Here is a 23,687-nt window from a genome sequence, read left to right on the forward strand (position 1 = left end):
GGCGCGGAAACCGCCGGACACGGCAGGCGGCCCGGTTCAGCTCCCGCCCCGCACGACGTACGGGGCGGGAGGACCGGGCCCGCGCGCCCGGTTCAGCTCCCGCCGCGCTCCACCACGCTCCTGGCCGGCACGGTGCCGGGCCCGGACGGCCCGGACGGCCCCGCGTCCGGCCCGGTGACCTTGCGGTCGCCCGCCCGCAGCACCCCGGCCCCCAGGATCAGACCGAACGCCAGCACCGTCACCAGACCGAACGACACGACGAGTGACGTGGCCTCGGCGAGCGAGCCGATCGCCGAGGGGGCGATGAGCCCCGAGGTGTACGTGATGGTGGCCACGCCCGCGATGGCCTGGCTCGGGTTCGGCCCGCTGCGCCCGGCCGCGGCGAAGGCCAGCGGCACCACGACCGCCACGCCGAGCCCCAGCAGCCCGAAGCCGCACAGCGCCACCGCGGGGTCGGGCGACAGCACGACCAGCAGTCCTCCGACGGTCGCCAGCGCACCCCCGACGCGCACCGTGCGCACCGCCCCGAACCGGTCGACGATCCGGTCCCCGGCGATCCGCGCCACCGCCATCGTCAGCGCGAACGCCGTGGTGGACGCGGCGGCGAGACCCGCCGAACTCCCCATGATGTCCCGGAGGTAGACCGCCGACCAGTCCAGGCTGGCGCCCTCGGCGAACACCGCGCAGAACCCGACCGCGCCGATGATCAGCGCCGACTTCGGCGGCAGGGTGAAGCGCGGCGGAGGTTCCTCGTCCGGCTCGCTGCGCAGATCCAGGACCCCCTGACAGGCGATCAGCCCGAGCAGGCTGAGGGCGAGCGCGGCCAGCGTGTGATGCAGCCGCGCGTCGGTGCCCAGATGGGCGGCGACCGTACCGGCGGCCGAGCCGATCAGCGCGCCCACGCTCCACATCCCGTGCAGGCCCGACATGATCGAACGGTCGAGACGGTTCTCCACCTCGACGCCCAGCGCGTTCATCGCCACGTCGGACATCCCCGCCGTCGCCCCGTAGACGAACAGCGCCGCGCAGAGCGTCACCAGGTTCGGGGCCAGCGCGGGCAGCACCAGGGCGAGAGTCCACAGCGCCAGCAGCCCGCGCAGGGCGGTCCTGGCACCGAAGCGATGGCTGATGCGGCCGGCCAGCGGCATGGCGAGCGAGGCGCCGATCGCAGGGAAGGCCAGGGCGATACCGAGCTGACCGGCGCTGACCCCGGCATGGTCCTGGATCCAGGGCACCCGGGTCGCGAAACTGCCGGTCACCGACCCGTGCACGGTAAAGACGGCGGCGATCGCGAATCTGGCCCGCCTGACCTGATCCGTGCCGAAGGCCGTACCTGTGGAATCCGTTGTCATACCGCCGCGCCCTCCCCTGGAGATTCTGGCCCGCCGGGTCTGCTCCGACGCCTCTGCCCGCGATCCGGGGCGTAAACTATCAGGAACCCTGCCTGATAAATAGACCGCCTTCCCGCCGGCCGCGCATGGAATGAGTACGACGTGATCTGGAAGGATCCCGGCATGCCCGCTTCACCGAGCACCGCCCGAGCCATCAACGACCGGCTCGCCCTGCGACTGCTCCAGCGGGACGGCCCCTTGACGGCGACACAGCTCAAGACGCTGACCGGCCTGTCCCGCCCCACGGTCGCCGACCTGGTCGAGCGCCTGCGGGACTCCGGGCTGATCCAGGTCGTCGGCGAGAGCGGAGCCGCCCGCCGCGGTCCCAACGCGCGGCTGTACGGGATCGTCGCCAACCGCGCCCACCTCGCGGCCCTCGATGTGCGCACCGGGAGCGTCGCCGTGGTCGTCGCCGATCTGCTGGGGTCCACCCGCGCCGAGGCCACCATGCCGATCGGCAGCGACACCGGCACGGAACCCGCCGTCGAGCAGGCCGTCGCGCTCCTCGAACGCACCGCGCGCGAGGCCGGGACGGCCCCCCTGCACAGCGTCGGCGTCGGCGCACCGGGGCTGATCGACCCGGTCACCGGCGAACTGCGCGACACCAGTGGTCTGCCCGCCTGGCACCGGGGCCTGGTCCGGGTGCTCCAGCAGCGGCTGCCCGCCACCGTCCTGGTGGAGAACGAGACCAATCTGGCCGCCGTCGCCGAGCACCGGGTCGGCGCGGCCCGCGACCGCGACACGTTCGTCCTGCTCTGGCTCGGCCACGGCATCGGCGCCGCCGTGATGCTGGACGGGAAGCTGCGCCGGGGTGCCTCGGGCGGCGCGGGGGAGATCGGCTTCCTGCCGGTGCCCGGTACCCCGGGGATTCCCTCGGCCGTCAGCTGCGAGGGCGGCTTCCACACCCTGGTGGGCTCGGCGGCCATCTGCGAACTGGCCGCCGGCCACGGTATCGAGGTGCCCGTGTCCGCCGCCGGGGGAGACGCGGAGCCCGCCGCCGCGGCCGCCGTCCGGACCGCCCTCGGCCGGGGAGCGGCGGGCGCCCCGTTCCTGGACGCCCTCGCCGACCGGCTGGCGCTCGGGTGCGCCTCCGTGGCCGCGGTGCTCGACCCGGGCTGTGTGGTGCTGGCGGGCGAGGTCGGCCACGCGGGCGGGGCCGGTCTCGCCCACCGGGTCGAGGAGCGGCTGGCCGGGATGTCCCCCCTGCGCACCGAGGTGCGCGCCGGATCGCTCGGCGGCGCCGCCGTGCTGCGCGGCGCGCTGCTCACGGCGCGCGAGGCGGCCCAGGACGCGCTGTTCGCCCCGGGCGGCTGAGCCCCGAAGGAGCCGTGGGCGCTGTGGGAGCCGTGGGAGCCGCTCACACCGGGCGGCGGTACCTCCTGGTGAGGAACTCCTCGAACGTCGTCGTGCCCACGGCCCGTTCGGGTGTCAGATGACCTCCGCTCCGGAAACCCGAGTACGCCCTGCCCGCCAGCCGTACCGGCACCACACGCCTCCTGCGGCCGGTGGCCCGGAGAAAGGCGGCGGCCAGCCCGGTCAGCTCCCGGACCTCGGGGCCGCCCATGTCGGGCACCCGTCCGGCCGGGCCGCCGAGCGCCAGCCCGGCCAGCCGCTCCGCGACCTCACCGCTGTCCACCGGCTGGACCGAGACCCCCGCGGGCACCGGCAGCACGGGCAGCCGGGCGGCGGGGGAGAGCACGCGCAGCACGAGATCGTGGAACTGGGTGGTCCGCAGGACCGTCCAGCCGAGTCCCGATTCCTCGATCATCCGCTCGACCCGGTGCTTGACGGTGTAGTAACCGAGCGGCACCCGGTCCACACCGACGATCGAGATATAGACCAGATGGGGCACCCCGGCCCGCTTCGAGGCGGCGAGGAGATGCCCGGCCGCCCTGTCGTCACCGCCGCCGGGAGCGGTCGCGCAGTGCACGATCGCGTCCACCCCCTCCACCGCGGCGTCCAGCCCCTTGCCGTCGCGCAGATCGACGGCGTACGAGGGGGAGCGGCGGCTCAGTACGCGGACGTCCGCCCCGGAGTCGCGCAGCCGCGAGGCGACCTGCCGGCCGAGTGTTCCGGTACCGCCGGTCACCAGGATCGTCGTCATGGACGCAAGCGTGCCAGAGCGGCGGGAGACCGGGCGGTTCACCGGCCGGGGGGGCGCGCCCACTTCTTCGAGGTTGCCCTGTGAGCCAGCGCACAGACATCACCCGCATGGCCGAGGGCGGTCCGTGGCAGACTGATTGCGTACCAGTAGCAGCGCACTCCGGGGTCGGTGCAATTCCGAACCGGCGGTTATAGTCCGCGACCCGTCCGCAGCCAGCGGCCGGTTGACCAGGTGAGATTCCTGGACCGACGGTGAAAGTCCGGATGGGAGGCAGTGCGCGGCGGGTCGTCACCGGTACGCCGCCGTAGGCGGACGTCTGTTCCGGATCACCGGGACAGCAGCGTCCGTGCCCTCGGATTTCGGCGTTCCCGTGGTGTTCCGCTTCATCTGTCGTCATCGACAGGCCCCGGAGTCCGTGCCCGAAGAGGCAGGAGGACCCGGTGGCCACCGCAGCCGACATCACCGCCATGCGCCGAGCGATCGTGCTCGCAGCCCGCGGACTCGGCTCCACCAGCCCCAATCCGGTCGTCGGATGCGTGATCGCCGACGCCGCCGGAGAGATGGCCGGAGAAGGCTTCCACCAGCGCGCCGGAGGGCCGCACGCCGAGATACACGCGCTGCGCGCGGCCGGCGGCCGGGCCCGGGGCGGCACCGCCTACGTCACCCTCGAACCCTGTAACCACACTGGACGCACCGGCCCCTGCGCGCAGGCGCTCCTGGACGCCGGGATCAGCCGCGTCGTGTACGCGGTCGGCGACCCGAACCCGCAGGCCACCGGCGGCGCGGAGACCCTGCGCCGGGCCGGGGTCCAGGTGACGGGGGGCCTCCTGGCCGACGAGGCGGCGGCGGGCAACGCGGCCTGGCTCACCTCGGTGCGGCTCGGCCGCCCGTACGTCCTGTGGAAGTACGCGGCCACCCTCGACGGCCGGATCGCCGCCGCCGACACCACCAGCCGCTGGATCACCTCGCCCGAGGCCCGCGCCGACGTCCACCGGCTGCGCGCCGAGGCCGACGCCGTGGTCGTCGGGTCCGGCACCGTCCGTATCGACGACCCCCAGCTGGCGGCGCGCGGCATCGAGGGTGCCACCCAGCCGCTGCGGGTGGTCGTCGACACCGGGGCCACCGCCGTCGGGCCCGGTGCCCGCGTCCTCGACGACACGGCGCCCACCCTGATCGCGGTCGCGGACGGCGTCCCCGCCGCGCACCTGCCCGAAGCGGCCGTCCTGCGGCTGCCCCGGGCCGCCGCCGGGCCCGGCCTGGATCTGCCGGCCCTGCTCGCCGCCCTGCACTCGCGCGGCGTCCGGTCCCTGCTCCTCGAAGGCGGGCCGACGCTGGCCGGCGCCTTCGTCGCCGCGGGCATGGTCGACAAGGTCGTCGGCTATCTCGCACCCGTTCTGCTCGGCGCGGGCCCGTCCGCCCTCGCCGACGCCGGAATCTCCACCATCTCCCAGGCGTTGCGCCTCGAAGTGACCGAGACCTCCCGTATCGGCCCCGATCTGCGCGTCACCGCCGTCCCTGTCACCGCTCGGAAGGGAAACTGAGTGTTCACCGGAATTGTCGAAGAACTGGGTGAGGTCACCGCCGTCGAGAAGCTCGACGACGCCTCCCGATTCCGCCTGCGGGGCCCCGTCGTCACCGAAGGCGCCAAACACGGCGACTCCATCGCCGTCAACGGTGTCTGCCTCACCGTGGTGGACCTCGGCGACCACGAGTTCACGGCCGACGTGATGGCGGAGACGCTCGACCGCTCCAGCCTCGGTGCCCTCACGACCGGCTCCCGGGTCAACCTGGAGCGCCCCATGGCACTCGGCGGCAGACTCGGCGGACACATCGTCCAGGGCCATGTCGACGGCACCGGCCGCATCGTCCAGCGCACGGTCTCCGAGAACTGGGAGATCGTGAAGATCTCCCTGCCCGCGGAGCTGACCCGCTACGTGGTGGAGAAGGGGTCCATCACCGTCGACGGGGTGAGCCTGACCGTCGTCGACGCGGAGGCCGACCACTTCACCATCAGCCTCATCCCCACCACCCTGGCCCTGACCACGCTCGGCATCAAGCAGCCGGGCGACCCGGTCAACCTGGAGGTGGACGTGATCGCGAAGTACGTCGAGCGGCTGCTGGGCGCCAACGCGGTCCCGGGCGCTTCCCCCGGCGCGGCCCGGGGCGTGGTGCCGGACCCCGGGGAGCCGGTGACATGAGCGCGCTCACCTGGCTGAACTCGGAGGCGTTCACCGTCCTCGGGCAGCACATCATCTGGTCGGACATGATCGGCAACACGATCGGGGTGGCGGCGCTCACCCTCGGCTGGCTGCGCTCCATCTGGACCTGGCCCGCCCAGCTCCTCTCCGGCGTCGTCCTGGTCGCGGCCAATGTCTCCGTGCACCAGGCGGGCAGCGTCGGCAAGCAGCTGGTGGTCATCGCCGTCGCCGTCTGGGGCTGGCAGCAGTGGACCCGCGGCAGGCGGCAGGCCCAGGACGGCAGTATCGCCGTACGGTTCGCCACCTGGCGCGAGCGCGGCTTCCTGATCGGCGGCGCGGCCCTGGGCACCCTGGCCGTCGGCGGCCTCTTCACCGCGTTCCCGTCGCTGTCCTGGAGCCCGTGGGCGGACGCCTACATCTTCGCGGGCACGCTCGTGGCGATGCTCGCCCAGGCGCGCGGCATGGTCGAGTTCTGGTTCGCCTGGCTCCTGGTCGACCTGGTCGGCGTACCGCTCAATTTCCACAGCGGACTCGCCTTCTCCGGTCTCATCTACGTCGTATACGGCGCCCTCGTCCTGTGGGGCATGCGCGACTGGTGGCTGCGTACGCGGACACCCGCTCTGGAAGGAGCCACGGCATGACTGCCCAGCCCACCTGGTTGCACCGGGATCACGCCCACCTCGCCCTGGACCTCGCCCTCGACCCCGTCGAGCAGGCCATTCGCGACATCGCCGCGGGCCGGCCCGTCGTCGTCGTGGACGACGAGGACCGCGAGAACGAGGGCGACCTCGTCATCGCCGCCGAGAAGGCGACCCCCGAGATCGTCGCGTTCATGATGAGCGAATGCCGCGGCCTGATCTGCGCGCCGATGGAGAGCGCCGAGCTGGAACGGCTCGAACTGCCGCAGATGGTCGACCACAACACCGAGTCGATGAAGACCGCCTTCACCGTCTCCGTCGACGCCTCGTCCGCACACGGCGTGAGCACCGGCATCTCCGCCGCGGACCGCGCCACCACGCTGCGCATGCTGGCGGGCGGCGTGGCCGGCCCCGGCGACTTCGTCCGCCCCGGACATGTCTTCCCGCTGCGGGCGCGCAGCGGCGGTGTCCTCGTCCGCAACGGCCACACCGAGGCCGCCGTCGACCTCGCCCGGCTGGCCGGGCTGCGTCCCGCCGGGGCGATCGTGGAGATCGCGGGCGAGGACGGTGTGATGCTGCGGCTGCCCGAACTCGTCCCCTTCGCCCGTAAGCACGGTCTGACGATCATCTCCATCGAGGACCTGATCGCCTACCGCCGCAGCGCCGAACCCGCCGTCCGCCGCGAGGCCGAGGTCCGGCTGCCGACCGCGTTCGGTGAGTTCACCGCGTACGGCTACCGCTCCACCGTCGACGGCGTCGAGCACGTGGCGCTCGTCCACGGCGACATCGGCGACGGCGAGGACGTCCTCGTACGGATCCACTCGGAGTGCCTGACCGGCGACATCTTCGCCTCCCAGCGCTGCGACTGCGGCCCTCAGCTGCACGCCGCCATGCGACGCATCACCGAACGGGGCCGCGGCGTCGTCGTCTATCTGCGCGGTCACGAGGGCCGCGGCATCGGACTGCTCTCCAAGCTGCGCGCGTACGAACTCCAGGAGCGCGGGTCCGACACCCTCGACGCCAATCTGGAGCTCGGCCTGCCCGCCGACGCCCGTGACTACGCGGCGGGCGCCCGGATCCTCGCGGACCTCGGCGTCGCCAGTCTCCGGCTGATGACCAACAACCCCGACAAGACCGCCGCGGTCGTCCGCCACGGACTCGCCGTCACCGGCCGCGAACCCATGCCCGTACAGGCCGGCGAGCACAATCTGCGGTACCTGCGCACCAAGCGCGACCGTATGGGCCACGACCTGCCGTGGCTCGACGGTGCCACCGCGCCGGCCTGCGGCAACCAGTAGCCGCAACCCGTCCCACCATTCCTCCCGTGACCCCACGGAACGAGCAGTAGGAGAAACATGAGCGGCAAGGGCGCACCCGAACTGTCCGTACGCAACTGCGGTGACCTGCGGGTGGCCGTGGTCGCCGCGCAGTGGCACGAGAAGATCATGGACGGACTCGTCGACGGCGCCCTGCGTGCGCTGCGCGAACTCGGCATCGACGAGCCGACCCTGCTCCGGGTCCCCGGCAGCTTCGAACTCCCCGTCGTCGCCAAGGTCCTCGCGGGCCGGGGCTACGACGCGATCGTGGCCCTCGGCGTCATCATCCGCGGCGGAACCCCCCACTTCGAGTACGTCTCCCAGGGCGTCACCGCCGGCCTCACCCAGGTCACCGTCGACACCGGGGTCCCGGTCGGATTCGGCGTCCTGACCTGTGACACGGAGGAGCAGGCACTGGACCGGGCCGGTCTCGAAGGGTCCAACGAGGACAAGGGCCACGAAGCGGTCACGGCGGCCGTCGCCACCGCCGCGACCCTGCGTGCCGTCAGCGAACCCTGGCGCTGAGGGAGGGCCGGCGACCCCGTATTCTAAGGACCATCATGGCGAACAAAACCTTCGAAGAGCTCTTCGCCGAGCTGCAGCTCAAGGCCGCCGACGGCGATCCCTCCACCTCCCGCACCGCCGAACTGGTGGACAAGGGAGTGCATGCCATCGGCAAGAAGGTCGTCGAGGAGGCGGCCGAGGTCTGGATGGCCGCCGAGTACGAGGGCAAGGAAGCCGCCGCCGAGGAGATCTCGCAGCTGCTGTACCACGTCCAGGTGATGATGGTCGCCCGCGGAATCTCCCTCGACGACGTCTACGCCCATCTCTGAGCCGAACGCCGCTTCCGCACGTCCGCACAGCCCACCCCTTCGCACCAAAGGACCTGACCCCATGCTGCGCATCGCCGTCCCCAACAAGGGTTCACTCTCCGGGCCTGCGATGGCGATGCTCCATGAGGCCGGATACCAGCAGCGCAAGGAGTCCAAGGAACTCGTTCTCGTCGACCCGGAGAACGAGGTCGAGTTCTTCTACCTGCGGCCCCGCGACATCGCGATCTACGTCAGCTCCGGCCGGCTCGACATCGGCGTCACCGGCCGTGACCTGCTGCTGGACTCCGGAGCCGACGCCGAGGAGATCCTCCAGCTCGGCTTCGCCCGCTCCACCTTCCGTTACGCCACCAGGCCCGGCACCGCCCACGGCCCGCAGGACTTCGACGGAATGACGATCGCCACGTCCTACGAGGGCATCGTCGCCAAGCACCTGGCCGACGCGGGCGTCAACGCCTCCGTCGTCCACCTCGACGGCGCCGTCGAGACCGCCATCGAGCTCGGGGTCGCCCAGGTCATCGCCGATGTGGTGGAGACCGGAACCAGCCTGCGCAACGCCGGACTCGAAGTGATCGGCGAGCCGATCATGACGTCGGAGGCCGTGGTCATCCGGCGGACCGGCGCCCCCGCGGACGACCCGAAGGTGCAGCAGTTCCTGCGCCGCCTCCAGGGCGTCCTGGTCGCCCGCTCCTACGTGATGATGGACTACGACTGCCGCGTCGAGCACCTGGAGCGCGCCGTGGCCCTCACCCCGGGCCTGGAGTCGCCGACCATCTCCCCGCTGCACCACGAGGGCTGGGTCGCCGTCCGCTCCATGGTCGCCGCCAAGGAGGCGCAGCGGATCATGGACGACCTGTACGAGCTCGGTGCCCGCGCCATCCTCACCACGGCCATCCACGCCTGCCGTCTCTGACGGCAGGGGCACCGAGAACACCGACAGACAAGAAGAGCCCCTGATGTCCGCCTCCGCGCCCCGGCCCGAACAGCCCGCCCTCCCGGTCACCTTCAGGCCCACCCTCACCCGGGTGGTCCTGCTGGCCGTGGGCCTGGCGATGTTCCTGGTCATCACCGTCATCGCCCTGACCCTGGAGAAGCTGAACCCGGGGGAGCGGACCAGCTTCATCTTCGTCGCCGCGCTGTTCTTCGGCGTCCTGGCCCTGCTCAGCAGGCCCAAGGTGGTCGCCGACGACACCGGCGTCACCGTCGTCAACCTCACCCGTACCCGCAGGCTGGCCTGGGCGGAGATCCTCCGCGTCAACCTGCGGGTCGGTGACCCCTGGGTCTTCCTCGACCTCAGCGACGGCACCAGCCTGCCCGCCCTCGGTATCCAGCCCGGAATCGCCAAGAAGCAGGCCATCCGCGACGCCCGTGCGCTGCGCGCCCTCGCCGAGACCCATGGCACCGGGGCGGACACCGTGACGGAGAACGACTGAGCCCCTGCCCCGTCCGGCCTCTTCTTGATTACTCTGGAGGGCGGCGGCGCCCTGTGGCGCCCCGCCCCGCACCAGAGGGGCCCTCCGGGGCCCGCGGGGCTTTTCCTGCGACCCGAGGAGTGACTCCCTCCAGCAATGGACGGATCGTCCGGTAGTACCTGCGCCGCCCCTTCCCAGGAGGCGGCGGCATGACCACCCCCCTGCTGCTCCTGAGCGCGGCATTCCTTCTCATCCTCGCCAACGGATTCTTCGTGGCAGCCGAATTCGGGCTCGTCACCGTGGAGCGGCCGGACGCCGAACGCGCGGCCGCCGAGGGCGACCGGCGGGCCCGTACCGTCGTCGAAGCCCTGCGAGAACTCTCCTTCCAGCTCTCCGGCACCCAGCTCGGCATCACCATCACCTCGCTGGTCGTCGGCATGCTCGCCGAACCGGCACTGGCCCAGCTGCTCGCCGGACCCCTCACCACGGCCGGACTGCCCGAGGGCGCCGCCCCCGGCGTCAGCGTGGTCATCGGCATGCTGCTCGCCGCAGCCGTCCAGATGGTCATCGGCGAACTCGTACCGAAGAACTGGGCGGTCTCCAGACCGCTCCAGGTCGCCCGCTTCGTCGCCGGACCCCAGCACCGCTTCTCCGCCGTGCTGCGGCCCGTGATCACCGTACTGAACACCGTCGCCAACCGGCTGGTGCGGCTGCTGGGCGTCGAGCCCACCGATGAGCTGGCCTCCGCCCGTACCCCGGGCGAACTGGTCTCCCTGGCCAGACACTCGGCGCGGGCCGGCACGCTGGAACAGGACACCGCCGACCTCTTCGTACGGACGCTGTCACTGGCGGGCCTGACCGCCCAGCATGTGATGACGCCCCGCGTGAAGGTGAGCGCCCTCCAGTCGTCGGCGACCGCGGCGGATGTCCTCAACCTCACCCGCGCCACCGGCCTCTCCCGCTTTCCCGTCTACCGGGACCGCATCGACGAGGTCGTCGGCATGGTCCATCTCAAGGACGCCCTCGCCGTCCCCGCCCAGGACAGGCTGCGCACCCAGGCGGGCCGGATCGCCGTACCACCGCTCCTGGTGCCGGAGAGCCTGCCCGTCGAACAGCTCCTCCAGCGGCTGCGCAACGAGCAGCCGATCGCCGTCGTCGTCGACGAGTACGGCGGCACCGCCGGAGTCGTCACCCTTGAGGACATCATCGAGGAGCTCGTCGGCGAGGTCCGCGACGAGCACGACGCGGAGGGCGACGACCGGCCCGAGCTGGCCACCGCCGTCGGCGAGGACGGCCGCACGGTCTGGGACGCCGAGGGCAGCTGCCGGGTCCTCACCCTGCGCCGGATAGGCCTGGAGGTACCCGACGGGCCGTACGAGACGGTGGCCGGACTGGTCGCCGATCTGCTCGGCCGCATCCCCGCCCCCGGGGACCGCGCCGAGCTCCCCGGCTGGCGGATCTCCGTCCGCCAGGTCGGCCACTACCGCGCCGAACAGGTCCGCTTCACCCGTACGCCGGACCCGGCCGGGACGGGAACGGCCGCGGCGCCCTCCGCACGAGGGCTGCTGGAGGCCGTGCGATGAGCCTGGTCCAGCTGCTGTTCGCCGGGCTCCTGGTGCTGGCGAACGGCTTCTTCGTCGGCGCCGAGTTCGCACTCGTCTCCGTACGCCGCAGCCAGGTCGAACCGCTCGCCGCGAGCGGATCGGGCCGGGCCCGCCAGGTCCTGTACGGACTGGAGAACCTGCCGCAGATGATGGCCGCCGCCCAGTTCGGCATCACCATCTGCTCACTCACCCTGGGCGCCGTCGCCGAGCCGACCGTGGCCCACCTCCTCGAACCCGTCTTCCACGCGGCGCGGGTCCCCGAGGGGCTCATCCATCCGCTCGGCTACGCCCTGGCCCTCGTCTCCGTGGTCTTCCTCCACCTCGTCATCGGCGAGATGGTCCCGAAGAACCTGGCGATGGCGGCTCCGGAGAAGACCGCCCTGTGGCTCAGCCCCGGACTGGTCGGCTTCGCCCGGCTCTGCCGCCCCGTCACCTCGGCACTGGGCACCTGTGCCCGGCTGGTGCTGCGGGTCTTCCGGGTCGAGCCGAAGGACGAGGTCGAGGCCGTCTTCACCAGCGAGCAGCTCAACCGGCTGGTGGAGGACTCCGGGCAGGCCGGACTGCTGGAGCCGGAGGCCCAGGAGCGGCTGGAGGACGCCCTCGGACTGGGCAGCCGTCCGGTCACCGATGTGCTCCTGGAGCGGTCGTCGCTGGTGACGGTGGATCCCTCCGTCACCCCGCGGCGCATCGAGGAGCTGACCGTGCGGACCGGATACTCACGCTTCCCGGTCTGCGCGGAGGGCAGCGGCCCCTTCATGGGCTACCTGCACGTCAAGGACGTCCTCGATCTGGAGGACGGCGACCGCGCCGTCCCCCAGCAGCTCTGGCGCCCCATGGCCACGGTGCGCGCCGAGCTGCCGCTCGACGACGCCCTGACCGTGATGCGCCGCGCCGCGACCCATCTGGCCCAGGTGGCCGACGGGTCGGGCCGGGTGCTCGGCCTGGTCGCCATGGAGGACGTCCTGGAGATGCTGGTGGGAGAGGTCCGCGACCCGGCCCACCGAGTCTCGGTCCCCCGACGCGCGGTGGACGTACCGGCCCACCAGCAGGAACGGAAGACCCTGGCGGGACGGACCTGACAGGAGCGCCGCACCGGACGGGCGCGGATCAGACCCGTCCGGTGCGGGAGGACACAGCCCGGCCCCGCTGTCCGGCGCGCTGGGAAAGACCGCCTCCGGCCCCACTGCCCGGCGCACCGGGGAAGACCCCTTCCGGTCCCGCTGCGCCCCGCGCACTCCGGAACCCCGGAGGCGCCGGCGGCCACGGCGCCCCGGACCGAGCCGTCAGCCGGCCCCCGGCTCCTGCTGCGGCCCCCGGTCCGCCGGACCCCGCCCCGAGAGCACCTCTCCGTACGCCTGCATCAGATCGGGCAGCCGCAGCGTCGCCAGATCGTCGCGCGTCGGCATGGCCGCGTACCCCGACAGCCGCAGATCCCGGTACGCGCAGCTCTTCTCGTACAGCGTCCGCAGGAAGCGGCCGTTGCCCAGCTCGTCGATCCAGCCCTGGTCGACGACATGCCCGCTGATGCTGCGCAGCTCGTCCACCGACTCCTCGTCCCACACATCGCCGTTCTCGGCGGCCAGCACCCCGCCGATCGCGGTGAGCTCCAGGGGGCGGTAGCTCGGGAAGTCCACCCGGCTGGTGAAGCGGGAGGAGAGCCCGGGATTGGTGGCGAGCAGCCGGTCCATGCCCTCCGGATAGCCCGCGAGGATGACGACGAGATGGTCCCGGTTGTCCTCGGCCCGCTTCAGGAGAACCTGGAGCGCCTCGTCGCCGTACGCGTCGCCCTTGCTGTAGCCCGAGTTGGACAGGCTGTACGCCTCGTCCACGAAGAGCACCCCGCCGAGCGCCGAGTCGATCAGCTCATTGGCCTTGACCGCCGTCTGCCCCAGGAACTCCCCTACCAGGTCGGCCCGTTGGGCCTCGACCAGATGGTCGCCGCCGAGCAGCCCGAGCGCGTAGAAGACCCGGCCCAGAATGCGGGCCACCGTGGTCTTGCCGGTGCCGGAGGGGCCGGAGAAGACGAAGTGGCGTTTCGGGGGCTGGACGGGCAGCCCCTGCTCGGCCCGCAGCCGCGCCATGTTCAGCTGCGCCGACAGGGCCTTGACCTGGCGCTTGACCGGTTCCAGGCCGACCATGCGCTCCAGTTCCGCCAGCGCGCGGGCCAGCAGTACGGGATCACTGGGCCCGGCGGGGAACGCGGTCGCCCTCGGCGCTCCCGCGGTCCTGCGCCGTACGCCCTCGACCGGCGGTGGTGCGGCGGCCACCGGTTCCGCGTCCGGCCACGGTTCCCTGCCCTCCACGAGGTCGGTGCCGAGCGGGGAGTCGGCCTCCGGCTGGGGCTCCGCACCCGTGGCGTCCGCGCCGAACCCGGTCAGTGACACGGAGGCCAGATCCGCCGATTCGTCGTACCCGTCGCCCTCGGAGATCGCCGCGAGCCGGGCGGAGGTGTCCATGAAGGCCGGATCGACGCGGTGCACCGCACGGTAGAGCGGCAGGGCGGCGGCGCTGCGCCCCGTCCCCTCGTGGGCCCTCGCCAGCCAGTAGCGCAGCTCCTTGCGCTGCGGCTGCTCGCTGCGGCAGCGCATCAGGGCGGCCGAGAGGAGCGGTTCGGCCTGCCCGTACATCTCCATGCGCACCCGCGCCATGCCGCCGAAGAGTCCGGCCTCGATGCCGAGCATCGGATCGTCGACGAGCTGCTCGGTGTTGCGGACGAGCTGGTCCCAGTCCTTGACGAGATAGGAACGGCAGGCGTGCAGGAACCGCACCTGCGGGTCCGTGTCGACCGGGGGCAGCCCGGCCAGGGCCCGGTCCAGCTCCGGCACATGGCGGCCGTCCAGCCAGTGCGAGGCGTGCGCGAGCAGCAGATCGCGGGGGCTCTCCAGCACCGGCTGGACCCACCAGCCCAGCCAGTACCAGGAGTTGAGTGTGCGGCGATGGCGGGAGCGCTGTTCGCCGAAACGCTCGCGGTGGCGGTACATGCGCAGCAGCGCCGTGGTGGTGTCGATGCGCAGCGCGTGCAGTCCGAGCCAGCCGTCCGCCATGCCGGGATCGAACCGCACCGCGGTTCTGAACTCCTCCTCGGCCTGCGGATACGCGCCCATGGTGTAGGCGTCCACGCCGCGCAGCCAGGCGAGGTCGGCCGGGGCCTGTGCGCCCTGCGTGCCGATGTCCATCAGGTCCCCCACAAACCGTGCCCCCAGGATGTCCCGCCCGCACAGCATGCCCACCGGAGCGCGCTGAATCACTGTGCCGAGGAGGGGAATTGACCGCACCGAGGTGCATCGTACCGGTACGGAGGGTGAGCGGTTAAGAGACCGTCGGCGCAGGTGAGACCGTGACCGAGGGTGATCGGATCGCCCGGTGCGGCAGGAGGGGAGCGGGGATGAGAGCAGAACGAAGCCCCCGATCACGGGGGAACAATCGGGGGCTTCGCGTCTGTGGGGGCTCCGAAAAGCCGCACAATGAGAACGTAAGACCTGTAAGGCCCCTCGGTCAAGCCGAGTTGGGGTACTTCCGGGCCGATTTCCGGCTGCTCAGCACGATCCCGTAAGTCATTCACCGTGGGTGACGGAACGGTTCGTTCCCGCATCCGTGCGAGGTCCCGGCAGCCACTCGTATCCCTCGGACAACTGGCGTACCAGCGCATCGGCGAAGGGACGTGAGGGATCGTCGGCGAAGTGCCGTTCCTCGGCGGCGGTCCAGCCGTCCCAGAACTCCGCGAGCTCCGGCCCGTCGCGATGCCTGCCCCGCGCCCAGGACGCGGCCCGGTCCCACTCCATCCAGTACAGCGCGGCCAGCTGCGGGCGCAGCGCCCGGCGGCCGGCCCCGACCCCCTCGATCAGCACCACGGGCGCGGGCTCCACCGTCCGCGCCGGGCCGAAGCGCCGGGATGTCCAGTCGTACGGGGCGCAGCGGGCGGGTTCTCCGCGTGAGAACGGCCGGAGCACCTGCTCGCGCAGCCGGTCCGTCCAGTCGAAGAACTGTTCATGGGTGGCGAAGTCGTCCAGGTGCAGTACGGGCGCGCCGCCGAGCGCCGTCGCGAGCCGGGCCGCGAGGGTGCTCTTGCCCGAGCCGGCGTGTCCGTCGATCGCGATCAGCCGCACCGGCCCGCAGGAAGGGGGCAGGGAGCGCAGGGCTCCGGCCCGGCCGGTCAGGTCGTCCATGTGCCCAGCGTACGCAGGGGCCGCCACCGGGTCCGGAGCCGCCGCAGGTCACGCCAGTGGAGCAGACCAATATTGGTGGTGCGGCACAGGACGAATCACTGGCCGAACGAGGCGGTGACCCGGGATAGTTGGCGCACCGATCGGCATCCGCAGCCCCATTCCGCTCACGACCGGGGGTCTCGCCCATGACCAGACCGACTTCACGCAGAACCGTACTGACCGCCGCACTCGCCGCGGCGGCGGGCACCGGCCCGGTGATCGCCGCGGGTTCCGCGACGGCCGCGGCCCCTTCCTCCAACCGCTCCCCAGCATCCCCGGTGGCAGTCTCGGACGTGGACAACCGTTTCTGGAGCACATACACCGACTGGCGCTGCGGCTCGGGGGACGGAACCCGTGCCGTGACCGGCCGCAGGCCGGGTCTGGTGATCGCCGCCCCCGCCGGGCGCACCGACTACACCGACCCGCACACCGGGAGGACCGCCGCCTGGGAGTACGCGACCTGGACCTCGCCCGTCCACCGCTCCACCGTTCCGGCCACCGAGGTGATCGCCTCGTGGAACGCCGACACCCCGGCGGGCACCTGGATCCAGGTGGAGCTGGGCGGCGAGTACACGGACGGAACCACGACGCCCTGGTTCGTCATGGGGCGCTGGGCGGCCGGCGACGGCGACATCCGGCGCACCTCCGTCGACGACCAGACCGACGGCAGGAGCTCGGTCTGGACCGACACGTTCTCGGTGGACGACCCGGCGAGCGGGCTGCGGCTGGCCTCGTACCGGCTGCGGGCGACGCTCCACCGCACCCCGGGCAGCAGGCTCACCCCGACGCTGTGGCGGCTCGGCGCGATGGCCTCGGACGTCCCCGACCGGTTCACCGTCCCGGCCACCGCCCCCGGCCTCGTCCGCGAGCTGCGGGTGCCGCGCTACTCGCAGAACGTCCACGTGGGGGAGTACCCCGAGTACGACAACGGGGGCGAGGCGTGGTGCAGCCCCACCTCCTCGCAGATGATCATCGAGTACTGGGGGCGCAGCGCCACGGCGGAGGACCTCGCGTGGGTGAAGCCGGGCCTCGCCGACCCGCAGATCTGCCACGCGGCCCGTTACACCTTCGACTACCAGTACGAGGGATGCGGCAACTGGCCCTTCAACGCCGCCTACGCCGCCACGTACCGGGACATGAGCGCCGCCGTCACCCGGCTCGGCTCGCTGACCGATGTGGAGCGGCTGGTCCACGCGGGCATCCCCGTCATCACCTCGCAGTCCTTCCTCAAGGAGGAGCTGACCGGGGCGGGCTACGGGACCTCGGGCCACCTGATGACGGTGATCGGCTTCACCGAACGGGGCGACATCATCGCCAACGACCCCGCCTCGCCCGACAACCCCGCCGTGCGCCGCGTCTACCTGCGCCGTGAATGGGAGAACATCTGGCTCCGCACCAAGCGCTACGACGCGAACGGCAAGGTCAGAAGCGGTACGGGCGGGGTCTGCTACGTCTACTGGCCCGCCAGGCCCGCACCGGGCCAGCGCCGGGTTCTCAAGGCGCTCGGCCTGCTGTGAGGTGCACCCGGCCGGGGTCCGGCCGGACCCCGGCCGGGTGCACCCCGCCCGCTCCCCGACGCGCAGCCGGAGTGTGACACGGTGGTGTACGGGATCGGGCCAAGTGATCGTGGGGTACCTACACGGCGCGGTACAGGCCGCGGCCCGTGCGGCGGACCCGGGACGTGCCGACCAGGCGGTCGAGGGTGCTTCGGACAGCGTTGATGCTGGAGTTGTCCGTGGCGCGGCCGAGCGCCGCGGCGACATCGCGGGCGCGTACCTCGACATCGCCGACCCCTGCGAAGTACTCCAGGATCTGTTCGGTGAGCCTGCCGTACTGCTTGTGCCCGCCCGCCTCGTGGGAGGACACCGGTGCCGGGCTGTGCTTCTCGGGAGTGGCCGTGGATTCAGGCTCCCGGCCGGGGCCGGGGCCGGGGCCGGGGTCCGGACGTCCAGCCGTTGACCGCGGCAGCGGTTCCAGGTGTGCGGCAGCCCCGGCCCCGTGGCCGGGCGCGGGGCCGACGGTGTCGGAGGGTGCTGATCCGGCAGGGGACATCAGGGTCTGAAGGGTGCCGAGAGCCCGCTGTACGGAGCTGAGATGGGCGACGACCGCGGCCAGTTCCCGCTCCAGGGCCTGCTTCTGGATCATCAGACGGGCGAGGTCCTCCTGCAGGCTCTCCGCGGTGACCTCGATGTCATGTGCCCTATGGGGTACGGAGACCATGTCTTCCTCTCGTCCTCGACCCGTTGTGGTCGCATCCGCGCCCGGCATCCCTCGAAATGTTGTCCGGTTCCCACGTTGGGTACTGCCGGACATCATAGGCGGGTACACCCTCGCTTCGACGAGAGACCGAGGCGCCCCCACGGCGCTTCGCGCACGCCTCCCGGGCTCTCAGGACGTGGGCGCCCCGGTCCGCGGAGGTAAGGGCCCGGGGGAGGGAACCGGCGCGGGGAGCGCGTCCCCGGAACTGACGGCCCGGAGCCGGAGCAGGGTGTCGGACACGGACTGCATCTGCACGTTGAGCAGAGCGAGCGAGCGGCGCAGGTCGGTGATCCGGGACTGGAGCGAGAAGGCCTCAGCGGCCAGCGACTGCGCGGTGGCCGCGGCGGCGCGTGGGGTTTCGGAGCGTTTCACAGGGGGCTGCCTTTCCGCGTGCACGGTGGACGCAGGGAGTGGGAGCCGGTCGGATGTCCGTACGGGCCGACGCGGGATTCCGTGGCCGCATTGCCGATTTCGGGCATAGCGAGCCCCTTCCTCGTGAGCGGGATGTCGAACGGGGTGGAATGCGAAAACGCGCGGACGGGAAATCCGCCGCGGTGGGATCCGTACGGCGGGAGGGACCGGCCGCCGAAGCCGGGGTGGCCCTGGGACCGGGCCACCCGGGAGCTCAGGACTGCCGGGCCGGCCAGTCGGTGAAGCGGGTGCCGGCGATCTGCGCGTCGGGACCGGGCAGGAGCGTGGTCTCCCCGAGCACGGCGCCGAAGTACCTGGCGCGCGGATCCGCCACCACCGTGCGCGGGTCGTTCTTCGCGGCGAGGGTCTCGCGGATGAGCTCGTCCAGCTGGAACGTGTCGGGGCCCGCCACCTCCACCCGGCCGTTGACAGGCGTGCCGACAGCCGCGCGGCCCACGGCGGCGGCCACGTCGTCGGAGTGGACGGGCCTGATCCCGACCGGAGCCAGACGCACGGTGTCCCCGTCCGTCGCCTCGTCGGCGATGCCCTTCATGAACTCGAAGAACTGTGTGGCACGGACGATGGAGTACGGAATCCCGGACGCCTTGATCAGCTCTTCCTGCGCCTGCTTGGCACGGAAGTACCCACTCTCCTGCAGGTGCTCGGTGCCGACCACCGACAGAGCGACATGGTGGGCCACACCGGCCTCGGCCTCGGCCTTGTGGAGGTTGGTGGTCGAGGTACGGAAGAACTCCATGACGGCGTCGTCCGCGAACGAGGGGGAGTTCGACACGTCGACCACGACCTGGGCGCCCTCAAGAACCTCGGCGAGACCCTCACCGGTGAGTGTGTTGACACCGGTGCTGGGCGCGGCCGGCACCGCATGGTGGCCGTGGTCGTTGAGCCTGGCGACCACCTTCGAGCCGATGAGCCCGGTACCGCCGATGACGACAACCTTCATGAGGGGAATCCTCTCGGGAGATTCTTTGGATGCGCCCGCGCGGTCCGAGATCTGTCAGCGCTTCGGCATCGGCTTCTTTCCGACTTCAATGAGTAAAGACCGGAGGGTCCCTGTGTCTGTGACAGGCGCCCGGAAGAATCTCTGGACTTTCTTCTCCGTCAGCCGGCGGCCCCGCGCGCACGCACGGGGTGAGCACCCGCCGAACGTACGGGAACGCGGGGATGTACGCGGCGGGAAACGGCCCTTCTGTGCCCGTCGGCGCCCGTCGGGCACATGGGCGGTGAGCGGTTCCGCGACCGCTCCTCACTCCGACGGGCAGCGCGCGAAGCGCGGGGGCGAGCCTTCAGCCGGTCAAGGACGCCACGAAGGGTGACAACTTCGCGGGGTTCATGACCCACATGATCCGGTCGATCCCCTCCGCGGACACATCCACGGACAGCAGGGCCACGGCGTCCCCGGCGGAGGAGACGAGCACGGCCGGCCGGCCGTTGGCCTCCGTCCACCGCAGCTGCGCCCGGGGCCAGAAGCGCGGCGCGAACGCCACGAGGTACTTGGCGACGTGCGTACGTCCGAGGACCGGGATCCGCGAGGCGCCGCGCACCCCGCCGCCGTCGGAGTAGCTGACGACATCGGCGGCGAGTACCTGTTCGAGCACCGTCAGATTCCCGGTCCGAGCGGCGTCCAGGAACACCGTGAGCAGGCGCCGGTGGTCGGCGGAGCTGACCTGCTCCCTGCGCTCGGCGGCCAGGTGCTTGCGAGCCCGGCTGACCAGCTGGCGGCTGTTGGGTTCGGTCGTCTCCAGGATGTCCGCGACCAGCCGGTAGGGGTACTCGAAGGCCTCGCGCAGGACGTAGGCGGCCCGTTCCACCGGGTTCAGCTTCTCCAGGAGCAGCAGGACGGCCAGTTCCAGCGCCTCGGCCCGCTCCGCCCCCACTTGCGGGTCCACGCTGGTGTTGACCGGCTCGGGCAGCCACGGACCCGTGTACGACTCCCGTCGTACCCGGGCGGACTGGGCGACGTTGATGGCCAGACGTGTGGTGACCGTGGTCAGGAAGGCCGCCGGTTCGAGGACCTGGGACCGGTCGGCCCCCTGCCAGCGCAGCCAGGCGTCCTGCACGATGTCCTCGGCCTCCGCCGCGCTGCCGAGCATGCGGTAGGCGATGCCGAACAGCCGCGGCCGCACCGCGAGGAAGTCCTTCGCCGCCCGGTCGAGGGAGGCGTCGTCGCCGGCGTGCATGGTCGCTCCGTTCCCGCTTGATCGTCCTCATGCTACAAACCGGCGGAACGCGGCGTCGGTTCAGCCGGGCGAACCCGGATCGGCGAGGTCAGTTTTGAGACAGCGTGCGCGCCGCCGTTGTGACATCGCAGGATTCCGGCCGCGGACCGCCTCACCTGTCACAGATCCATCCCCTGGCCGGTCATCACTGATGAGCGGCCGGGGAAACGCGGCCGGGCGACCGCCAGGGTGCTGCCCCGGCCCATGACGAACCCACGGAAGGCGCACACCGTGCCGGACAACCACGCGGCGAACCGCCGGACCACACGCTCGACGACGCGCGTATCCGGTTCGAGGTGACCACGACGGGCGCTCCGGGGAGGGCCCATGTCCGATCGTGTCCCCGAGGAGGAGCCGCCACAGCGCGCCCGCCTCGTGCCCCCGCGCACCACTGTGCGGGCCGACCGGCGGGGGACCGCCGCGTGGGAGGACACACCGTGGGATGAGCGCCGCCCGGCGTGGCCGGACGCCTCGTCCCCGTCTCCCGCACGCCGTCACGGCCGCAGCCGTCGCGGCGAAGCGCCGCTACCCGGGCCTCCGTACGGAGAACTCGTTGCCGTCGGGGTCGAGCATCAGCACCCGGCCGCTGTCGTCCTCGCCGATGCCGGGGCGCGTCGCGCCGAGCGAGACCAGGCGGTCGATCTCCGTCTCCCGGTCGGCGTCGGCGGGGAGCGCCAGCTCGAAGTACAGCCTGTTCGTACCCGTCTTCGGCGCCACCGGAGGACCACCCCATGTGATCTTCGTGCCGCCGTTCGGCGATTGGATCGCGGTCTCCTGGTCCTGGTCCCAGACCAGCGGCCACCGCAGCGCCTCGCTCCAGAAGTAGCCGACCGCCTGCGTACCGTCGCAGGCGACTGCTCCGATGAAGCCGGTGTCGGCGAGGAACGCGTTGCCCGCCCTGATCACGCAGAACTCGTTGCCGTCCGGGTCGGCGAGCACCACATGCCCCTCTTCCGGGAGCTGACCCACGTCGATGTGCTTCCCGCCGAGTTCCAGCGTTCTGGTCACCGTCTCCCGCTGATTCTCCGGCGAGGTGCTCGTCAGATCGAAGTGCGCCTGGTTCTGGCCGGTCTTCGGCTCCTGGCCAGGCAGGAACCGGATGCGGAACCCGGCGGCATCGGGGGGCAGGATCGCGGCGTCGTCGTCCGGACCGTCGGCCAACTCCCAGCCCAGGACTCCGGACCAGAAGCGCGCCAGGCCCGAAGGCCGGGTCGCGTTGAAGCAGATCGCGAACAGTTGACTGGTCATACCTCGTGTGTCTCCGATTCCCTGACGGCCGATACGGCGCCTCGCGACCCGCGGGCGCAGCCTAGAGCCGGGCGTGCGGTATCCGCATCCGGGTTTCGCCGGGGAGGAGCAGGGGCCTGAGCAGGATGACGATCGCGCGGTCCGGTGACATAAATCGTGTGACACCGTGTGCAGGGGAGAGGGGAAGGCGGTCATGGCCGGGCCCGGAGGTCCGCCCGCCCCCGCCTCCCGTCCCCGGCGTGCGGCGGGGGCGGGAGGCACATGCTCGGCTGTGCCGGGCGACTCAGCCGAACTGTCCGGGCTGATAGCTCCCGGCAGGCTGCTGGTTGATGACGTTGATGCGGTTGTAGGCGTTGATGACGGCGATGAGGGAGATCAGCGCGGCCAGCTGGTCCTCGTCGAAGTGCTTGGCGGCGTTCGCCCAGGCCTCGTCGGTGACGCCGCCGGCGGCGTCGGCGAGCCGGGTGCCCTGCTCCGTCAGTTCCAGCGCGGCGCGTTCGGCGTCGGTGAAGACCGTGGCCTCCCGCCAGGCCGCCACCAGATGGAGACGCTGAACGGACTCGCCCGCGTGGGTGGCGTCCTTGGTGTGCATGTCGGTGCAGAAGCCGCAGCCGTTGATCTGGCTGGCGCGGATCTTCACCAGTTCCTGTGTCGCGTGCGGCAGCGTGGAGTCCGAGACCACCTTGCCTGCCGAGTTGATGTGCTTCAGGACCTTGGCCCCCAGCGCATTGCCGAAGTAGTTGAGACGCGCATCCATGGTGTGCTCCTCGCCGTAGTGCGGATTCGCACTGATGACCTGGCTGACCCGCGAACTGTGACAGACCTGCGATGTGACCTGCGTCATATGTGAAGGGTGTCCGCCCCGTCCCAGGGCGCATGCCCCTCCCCGCACCCGGGCCCGGACGACGGGCCGTGCCTCCGCCCGGGGGTACACCCGGGTTTCCACGGGCGCGCCCGGCACCCCCTCCGGACGACGGTGGCTGGGTCACCGAGCCGGGCCTCGGCGCACGACGAACCGGGCCCGGCGGTCCGGACCACCGGGAGTGGGGAAGATCGTCATGCACGTGTCCAGCATCGACGACGTGTCGGAGTCAGGCCCGTCGGGCGCGGGTACGACCGGGAACGCGACGGCGACCGCCGTTCGTCCCGGGCCCGAGACGGCAGTGCACTTCGAGAGCGTCCGTTCCCTGCTGTTCGGGATCGCCTACCGGACTCTGGGCCGGGCCGCCGACGCCGAGGACGTCGTTCAGGACGTGTGGGTGCGCTGGCAGGGCGCGGACCGGGCGCAGGTACGCGATCGGGTCGCGTTCCTCGTCACCATCACGACCCGGCTCGCGCTCAACGCGGCGACCTCGGCCCGCGCCCGTCGCGAGGTCAGTGCCGGCGCATGGGGCCCGGAACGCGGGATCGCATCCGTCGATCCGGTGGGGGAGGCCGAACGCCGGGAGTCGCTCGCGTTCGCGGTCCGGCTGATGATGCAACGGCTGTCCCCCGTGGAACGCGCCGTGTACGTCCTGCGCGAGGCATTCGAGTATCCGTTCCGTGAGATCGCCGAGCTGCTCGGGCTCAGCGAGGCCAACGCGCGGCAACTGGCGGTCAGGGCCCGCAGGCGTCTCGCCGGACACGGGCACAATCCGGTCCATCCGGCACAGCGGGACAGGCTGCTCGAAGCCTTCCTCGACGCGGCGCGATCGGGCGACATGACGCACCTGACCGACCTGCTCCAGGAGCCCGGTCCTCCTGCTCCACAACCTCGTTGACCTGCTGGGTGACCGTGCCACCGGCCGCGGTGGACACGAGCTCGGCCGGGCGTTGAAGGCGGCGGAGGGGCCGA

General features: G+C 71.8%; 23 protein-coding genes and 1 riboswitch. Of the genes, 13 read left to right on the forward strand and 10 right to left on the reverse strand.

The annotated features are described in order from the left end of the window. Window positions 1-92: 92 nt before the first annotated feature. Complete coding sequence (locus ACIGJO_RS31030) at window positions 93-1,352, reverse strand: MFS transporter (protein WP_399963847.1); 1,260 nt, start codon at window positions 1,350-1,352, stop codon at window positions 93-95. A gap of 162 nt (window positions 1,353-1,514) precedes the next feature. On the opposite strand from ACIGJO_RS31030, the gene ACIGJO_RS31035 reads away from it, so the two are divergent. After that, on the forward strand, window positions 1,515-2,705 hold the full coding sequence (locus ACIGJO_RS31035; RefSeq protein WP_399963849.1) for an ROK family transcriptional regulator: 1,191 nt from the start codon (window positions 1,515-1,517) through the stop codon (window positions 2,703-2,705). A gap of 43 nt (window positions 2,706-2,748) precedes the next feature. Here ACIGJO_RS31035 and ACIGJO_RS31040 read toward each other — a convergent pair whose 3' ends face one another. Continuing rightward, entirely contained in the window at window positions 2,749-3,495 is a 747-nt protein-coding gene (locus tag ACIGJO_RS31040) for an SDR family oxidoreductase (protein ID WP_399963852.1), read from the reverse strand. Between the two features lie 150 nt (window positions 3,496-3,645). After that, a riboswitch (FMN riboswitch) is annotated at window positions 3,646-3,776 on the forward strand. Window positions 3,777-3,935: 159 nt separating this feature from the next. Between ACIGJO_RS31040 and ribD the strand changes: the two genes are divergently transcribed. The 10 genes from ribD (at window position 3,936) to ACIGJO_RS31090 (ending at window position 12,572) form a co-directional block, all read left to right on the forward strand. After that, entirely contained in the window at window positions 3,936-5,036 is a 1,101-nt protein-coding gene (gene ribD, locus ACIGJO_RS31045) for a bifunctional diaminohydroxyphosphoribosylaminopyrimidine deaminase/5-amino-6-(5-phosphoribosylamino)uracil reductase RibD (protein WP_399963854.1), read from the forward strand. After that, window positions 5,037-5,693, forward strand: a complete 657-nt coding sequence (locus ACIGJO_RS31050; RefSeq protein ID WP_399963856.1) for a riboflavin synthase — start codon at window positions 5,037-5,039, stop codon at window positions 5,691-5,693. After that, window positions 5,690-6,334, forward strand: a complete 645-nt coding sequence (locus ACIGJO_RS31055; RefSeq protein WP_399963858.1) for a nicotinamide riboside transporter PnuC — start codon at window positions 5,690-5,692, stop codon at window positions 6,332-6,334. Before ACIGJO_RS31050 ends, ACIGJO_RS31055 begins: the two co-directional genes overlap by 4 nt. Beyond that, window positions 6,331-7,629 (forward strand): bifunctional 3,4-dihydroxy-2-butanone-4-phosphate synthase/GTP cyclohydrolase II, encoded by a 1,299-nt coding sequence (locus tag ACIGJO_RS31060; protein WP_399963860.1) that lies wholly within the window; start codon window positions 6,331-6,333, stop codon window positions 7,627-7,629. The genes ACIGJO_RS31055 and ACIGJO_RS31060 overlap by 4 nt, the downstream gene beginning before the upstream one ends. 57 nt (window positions 7,630-7,686) lie before the next feature. Further along, window positions 7,687-8,172, forward strand: coding sequence for a 6,7-dimethyl-8-ribityllumazine synthase (ribH, locus tag ACIGJO_RS31065; RefSeq protein ID WP_399963862.1), 486 nt, complete (start codon window positions 7,687-7,689; stop codon window positions 8,170-8,172). 35 nt (window positions 8,173-8,207) lie between these two features. Next, window positions 8,208-8,480, forward strand: a complete 273-nt coding sequence (locus ACIGJO_RS31070; protein ID WP_031097852.1) for a phosphoribosyl-ATP diphosphatase — start codon at window positions 8,208-8,210, stop codon at window positions 8,478-8,480. Between the two features lie 61 nt (window positions 8,481-8,541). Then, complete coding sequence (gene hisG / locus ACIGJO_RS31075; RefSeq protein ID WP_266929143.1) at window positions 8,542-9,390, forward strand: ATP phosphoribosyltransferase; 849 nt, start codon at window positions 8,542-8,544, stop codon at window positions 9,388-9,390. A gap of 43 nt (window positions 9,391-9,433) precedes the next feature. Then, window positions 9,434-9,910 carry a PH domain-containing protein gene (locus ACIGJO_RS31080; RefSeq protein WP_399963866.1) on the forward strand — a complete coding sequence of 159 codons (477 nt, stop codon included), beginning with the start codon at window positions 9,434-9,436 and terminating at the stop codon, window positions 9,908-9,910. A 188-nt stretch (window positions 9,911-10,098) separates the two neighbouring features. Continuing rightward, on the forward strand, window positions 10,099-11,472 hold the full coding sequence (locus ACIGJO_RS31085) for a hemolysin family protein (RefSeq protein ID WP_399963868.1): 1,374 nt from the start codon (window positions 10,099-10,101) through the stop codon (window positions 11,470-11,472). Further along, entirely contained in the window at window positions 11,469-12,572 is a 1,104-nt protein-coding gene (locus ACIGJO_RS31090) for a hemolysin family protein (RefSeq protein ID WP_399963870.1), read from the forward strand. The genes ACIGJO_RS31085 and ACIGJO_RS31090 overlap by 4 nt, the downstream gene beginning before the upstream one ends. Window positions 12,573-12,776: 204 nt before the next feature. Here ACIGJO_RS31090 and ACIGJO_RS31095 read toward each other — a convergent pair whose 3' ends face one another. Continuing rightward, window positions 12,777-14,717: an AAA family ATPase gene (locus tag ACIGJO_RS31095; RefSeq protein WP_399963963.1), complete on the reverse strand. Its 1,941-nt coding sequence runs from the start codon at window positions 14,715-14,717 to the stop codon at window positions 12,777-12,779. A 330-nt stretch (window positions 14,718-15,047) separates the two neighbouring features. Then, the gene (locus ACIGJO_RS31100) at window positions 15,048-15,659 is read right to left on the reverse strand and encodes a uridine kinase (protein ID WP_399963872.1); all 612 of its coding nucleotides are present in this window, start codon (window positions 15,657-15,659) and stop codon (window positions 15,048-15,050) included. Window positions 15,660-15,844: 185 nt separating this feature from the next. Between ACIGJO_RS31100 and ACIGJO_RS31105 the strand changes: the two genes are divergently transcribed. After that, window positions 15,845-17,215, forward strand: coding sequence for a peptidase C39 family protein (locus ACIGJO_RS31105; protein WP_399963874.1), 1,371 nt, complete (start codon window positions 15,845-15,847; stop codon window positions 17,213-17,215). A gap of 118 nt (window positions 17,216-17,333) precedes the next feature. Here the strand turns inward: ACIGJO_RS31105 and ACIGJO_RS31110 are convergent, their stop codons facing one another. The 6 genes from ACIGJO_RS31110 to ACIGJO_RS31135 form a co-directional block, all read right to left on the reverse strand. Beyond that, window positions 17,334-17,918 carry a hypothetical protein gene (locus tag ACIGJO_RS31110; protein ID WP_399963876.1) on the reverse strand — a complete coding sequence of 195 codons (585 nt, stop codon included), beginning with the start codon at window positions 17,916-17,918 and terminating at the stop codon, window positions 17,334-17,336. Between the two features lie 168 nt (window positions 17,919-18,086). Further along, a complete protein-coding gene (locus ACIGJO_RS31115) occupies window positions 18,087-18,329 on the reverse strand; it encodes a hypothetical protein (RefSeq protein WP_399963879.1) in 243 nt (80 codons plus the stop codon). A 253-nt stretch (window positions 18,330-18,582) separates the two neighbouring features. Further along, the gene (locus ACIGJO_RS31120) at window positions 18,583-19,329 is read right to left on the reverse strand and encodes an SDR family oxidoreductase (protein ID WP_399963881.1); all 747 of its coding nucleotides are present in this window, start codon (window positions 19,327-19,329) and stop codon (window positions 18,583-18,585) included. Between the two features lie 343 nt (window positions 19,330-19,672). After that, window positions 19,673-20,566: an RNA polymerase sigma-70 factor gene (locus tag ACIGJO_RS31125; RefSeq protein WP_399963883.1), complete on the reverse strand. Its 894-nt coding sequence runs from the start codon at window positions 20,564-20,566 to the stop codon at window positions 19,673-19,675. Window positions 20,567-21,130: 564 nt separating this feature from the next. Continuing rightward, complete coding sequence (locus ACIGJO_RS31130) at window positions 21,131-21,853, reverse strand: VOC family protein (RefSeq protein ID WP_399963885.1); 723 nt, start codon at window positions 21,851-21,853, stop codon at window positions 21,131-21,133. A gap of 283 nt (window positions 21,854-22,136) precedes the next feature. Continuing rightward, window positions 22,137-22,610 carry a carboxymuconolactone decarboxylase family protein gene (locus ACIGJO_RS31135; RefSeq protein WP_399963965.1) on the reverse strand — a complete coding sequence of 158 codons (474 nt, stop codon included), beginning with the start codon at window positions 22,608-22,610 and terminating at the stop codon, window positions 22,137-22,139. A 301-nt stretch (window positions 22,611-22,911) separates the two neighbouring features. On the opposite strand from ACIGJO_RS31135, the gene ACIGJO_RS31140 reads away from it, so the two are divergent. After that, complete coding sequence (locus ACIGJO_RS31140; RefSeq protein ID WP_399963887.1) at window positions 22,912-23,613, forward strand: sigma-70 family RNA polymerase sigma factor; 702 nt, start codon at window positions 22,912-22,914, stop codon at window positions 23,611-23,613. Window positions 23,614-23,687 lie beyond the last annotated feature (74 nt).

Origin of the sequence: Streptomyces sp. NPDC079020 (assembly GCF_044542225.1) — a bacterium.
Taxonomy (GTDB): Bacteria; Actinomycetota; Actinomycetes; order Streptomycetales; family Streptomycetaceae; genus Streptomyces.

Coding starts and splice junctions, on each gene's coding strand:
- ACIGJO_RS31125 (WP_399963883.1), bottom strand. CDS start 20,566: ATGCACGCCGGCGACGACGCCTCCCTCGACCGGGCGGCGAAGGACTTC.
- ACIGJO_RS31120 (WP_399963881.1), bottom strand. CDS start 19,329: ATGAAGGTTGTCGTCATCGGCGGTACCGGGCTCATCGGCTCGAAGGTG.
- ACIGJO_RS31090 (WP_399963870.1), top strand. CDS start 11,469: ATGAGCCTGGTCCAGCTGCTGTTCGCCGGGCTCCTGGTGCTGGCGAAC.
- ACIGJO_RS31085 (WP_399963868.1), top strand. CDS start 10,099: ATGACCACCCCCCTGCTGCTCCTGAGCGCGGCATTCCTTCTCATCCTC.
- ACIGJO_RS31095 (WP_399963963.1), bottom strand. CDS start 14,717: ATGCTGTGCGGGCGGGACATCCTGGGGGCACGGTTTGTGGGGGACCTG.
- ACIGJO_RS31130 (WP_399963885.1), bottom strand. CDS start 21,853: ATGACCAGTCAACTGTTCGCGATCTGCTTCAACGCGACCCGGCCTTCG.
- ACIGJO_RS31080 (WP_399963866.1), top strand. CDS start 9,434: ATGTCCGCCTCCGCGCCCCGGCCCGAACAGCCCGCCCTCCCGGTCACC.
- ACIGJO_RS31030 (WP_399963847.1), bottom strand. CDS start 1,352: ATGACAACGGATTCCACAGGTACGGCCTTCGGCACGGATCAGGTCAGG.
- ACIGJO_RS31060 (WP_399963860.1), top strand. CDS start 6,331: ATGACTGCCCAGCCCACCTGGTTGCACCGGGATCACGCCCACCTCGCC.
- ACIGJO_RS31135 (WP_399963965.1), bottom strand. CDS start 22,610: ATGGATGCGCGTCTCAACTACTTCGGCAATGCGCTGGGGGCCAAGGTC.
- ribH (WP_399963862.1), top strand. CDS start 7,687: ATGAGCGGCAAGGGCGCACCCGAACTGTCCGTACGCAACTGCGGTGAC.
- ACIGJO_RS31105 (WP_399963874.1), top strand. CDS start 15,845: ATGACCAGACCGACTTCACGCAGAACCGTACTGACCGCCGCACTCGCC.
- ACIGJO_RS31035 (WP_399963849.1), top strand. CDS start 1,515: ATGCCCGCTTCACCGAGCACCGCCCGAGCCATCAACGACCGGCTCGCC.
- hisG (WP_266929143.1), top strand. CDS start 8,542: ATGCTGCGCATCGCCGTCCCCAACAAGGGTTCACTCTCCGGGCCTGCG.
- ACIGJO_RS31110 (WP_399963876.1), bottom strand. CDS start 17,918: ATGGTCTCCGTACCCCATAGGGCACATGACATCGAGGTCACCGCGGAG.
- ACIGJO_RS31100 (WP_399963872.1), bottom strand. CDS start 15,659: ATGGACGACCTGACCGGCCGGGCCGGAGCCCTGCGCTCCCTGCCCCCT.
- ACIGJO_RS31070 (WP_031097852.1), top strand. CDS start 8,208: ATGGCGAACAAAACCTTCGAAGAGCTCTTCGCCGAGCTGCAGCTCAAG.
- ACIGJO_RS31040 (WP_399963852.1), bottom strand. CDS start 3,495: ATGACGACGATCCTGGTGACCGGCGGTACCGGAACACTCGGCCGGCAG.
- ACIGJO_RS31140 (WP_399963887.1), top strand. CDS start 22,912: ATGCACGTGTCCAGCATCGACGACGTGTCGGAGTCAGGCCCGTCGGGC.
- ACIGJO_RS31055 (WP_399963858.1), top strand. CDS start 5,690: ATGAGCGCGCTCACCTGGCTGAACTCGGAGGCGTTCACCGTCCTCGGG.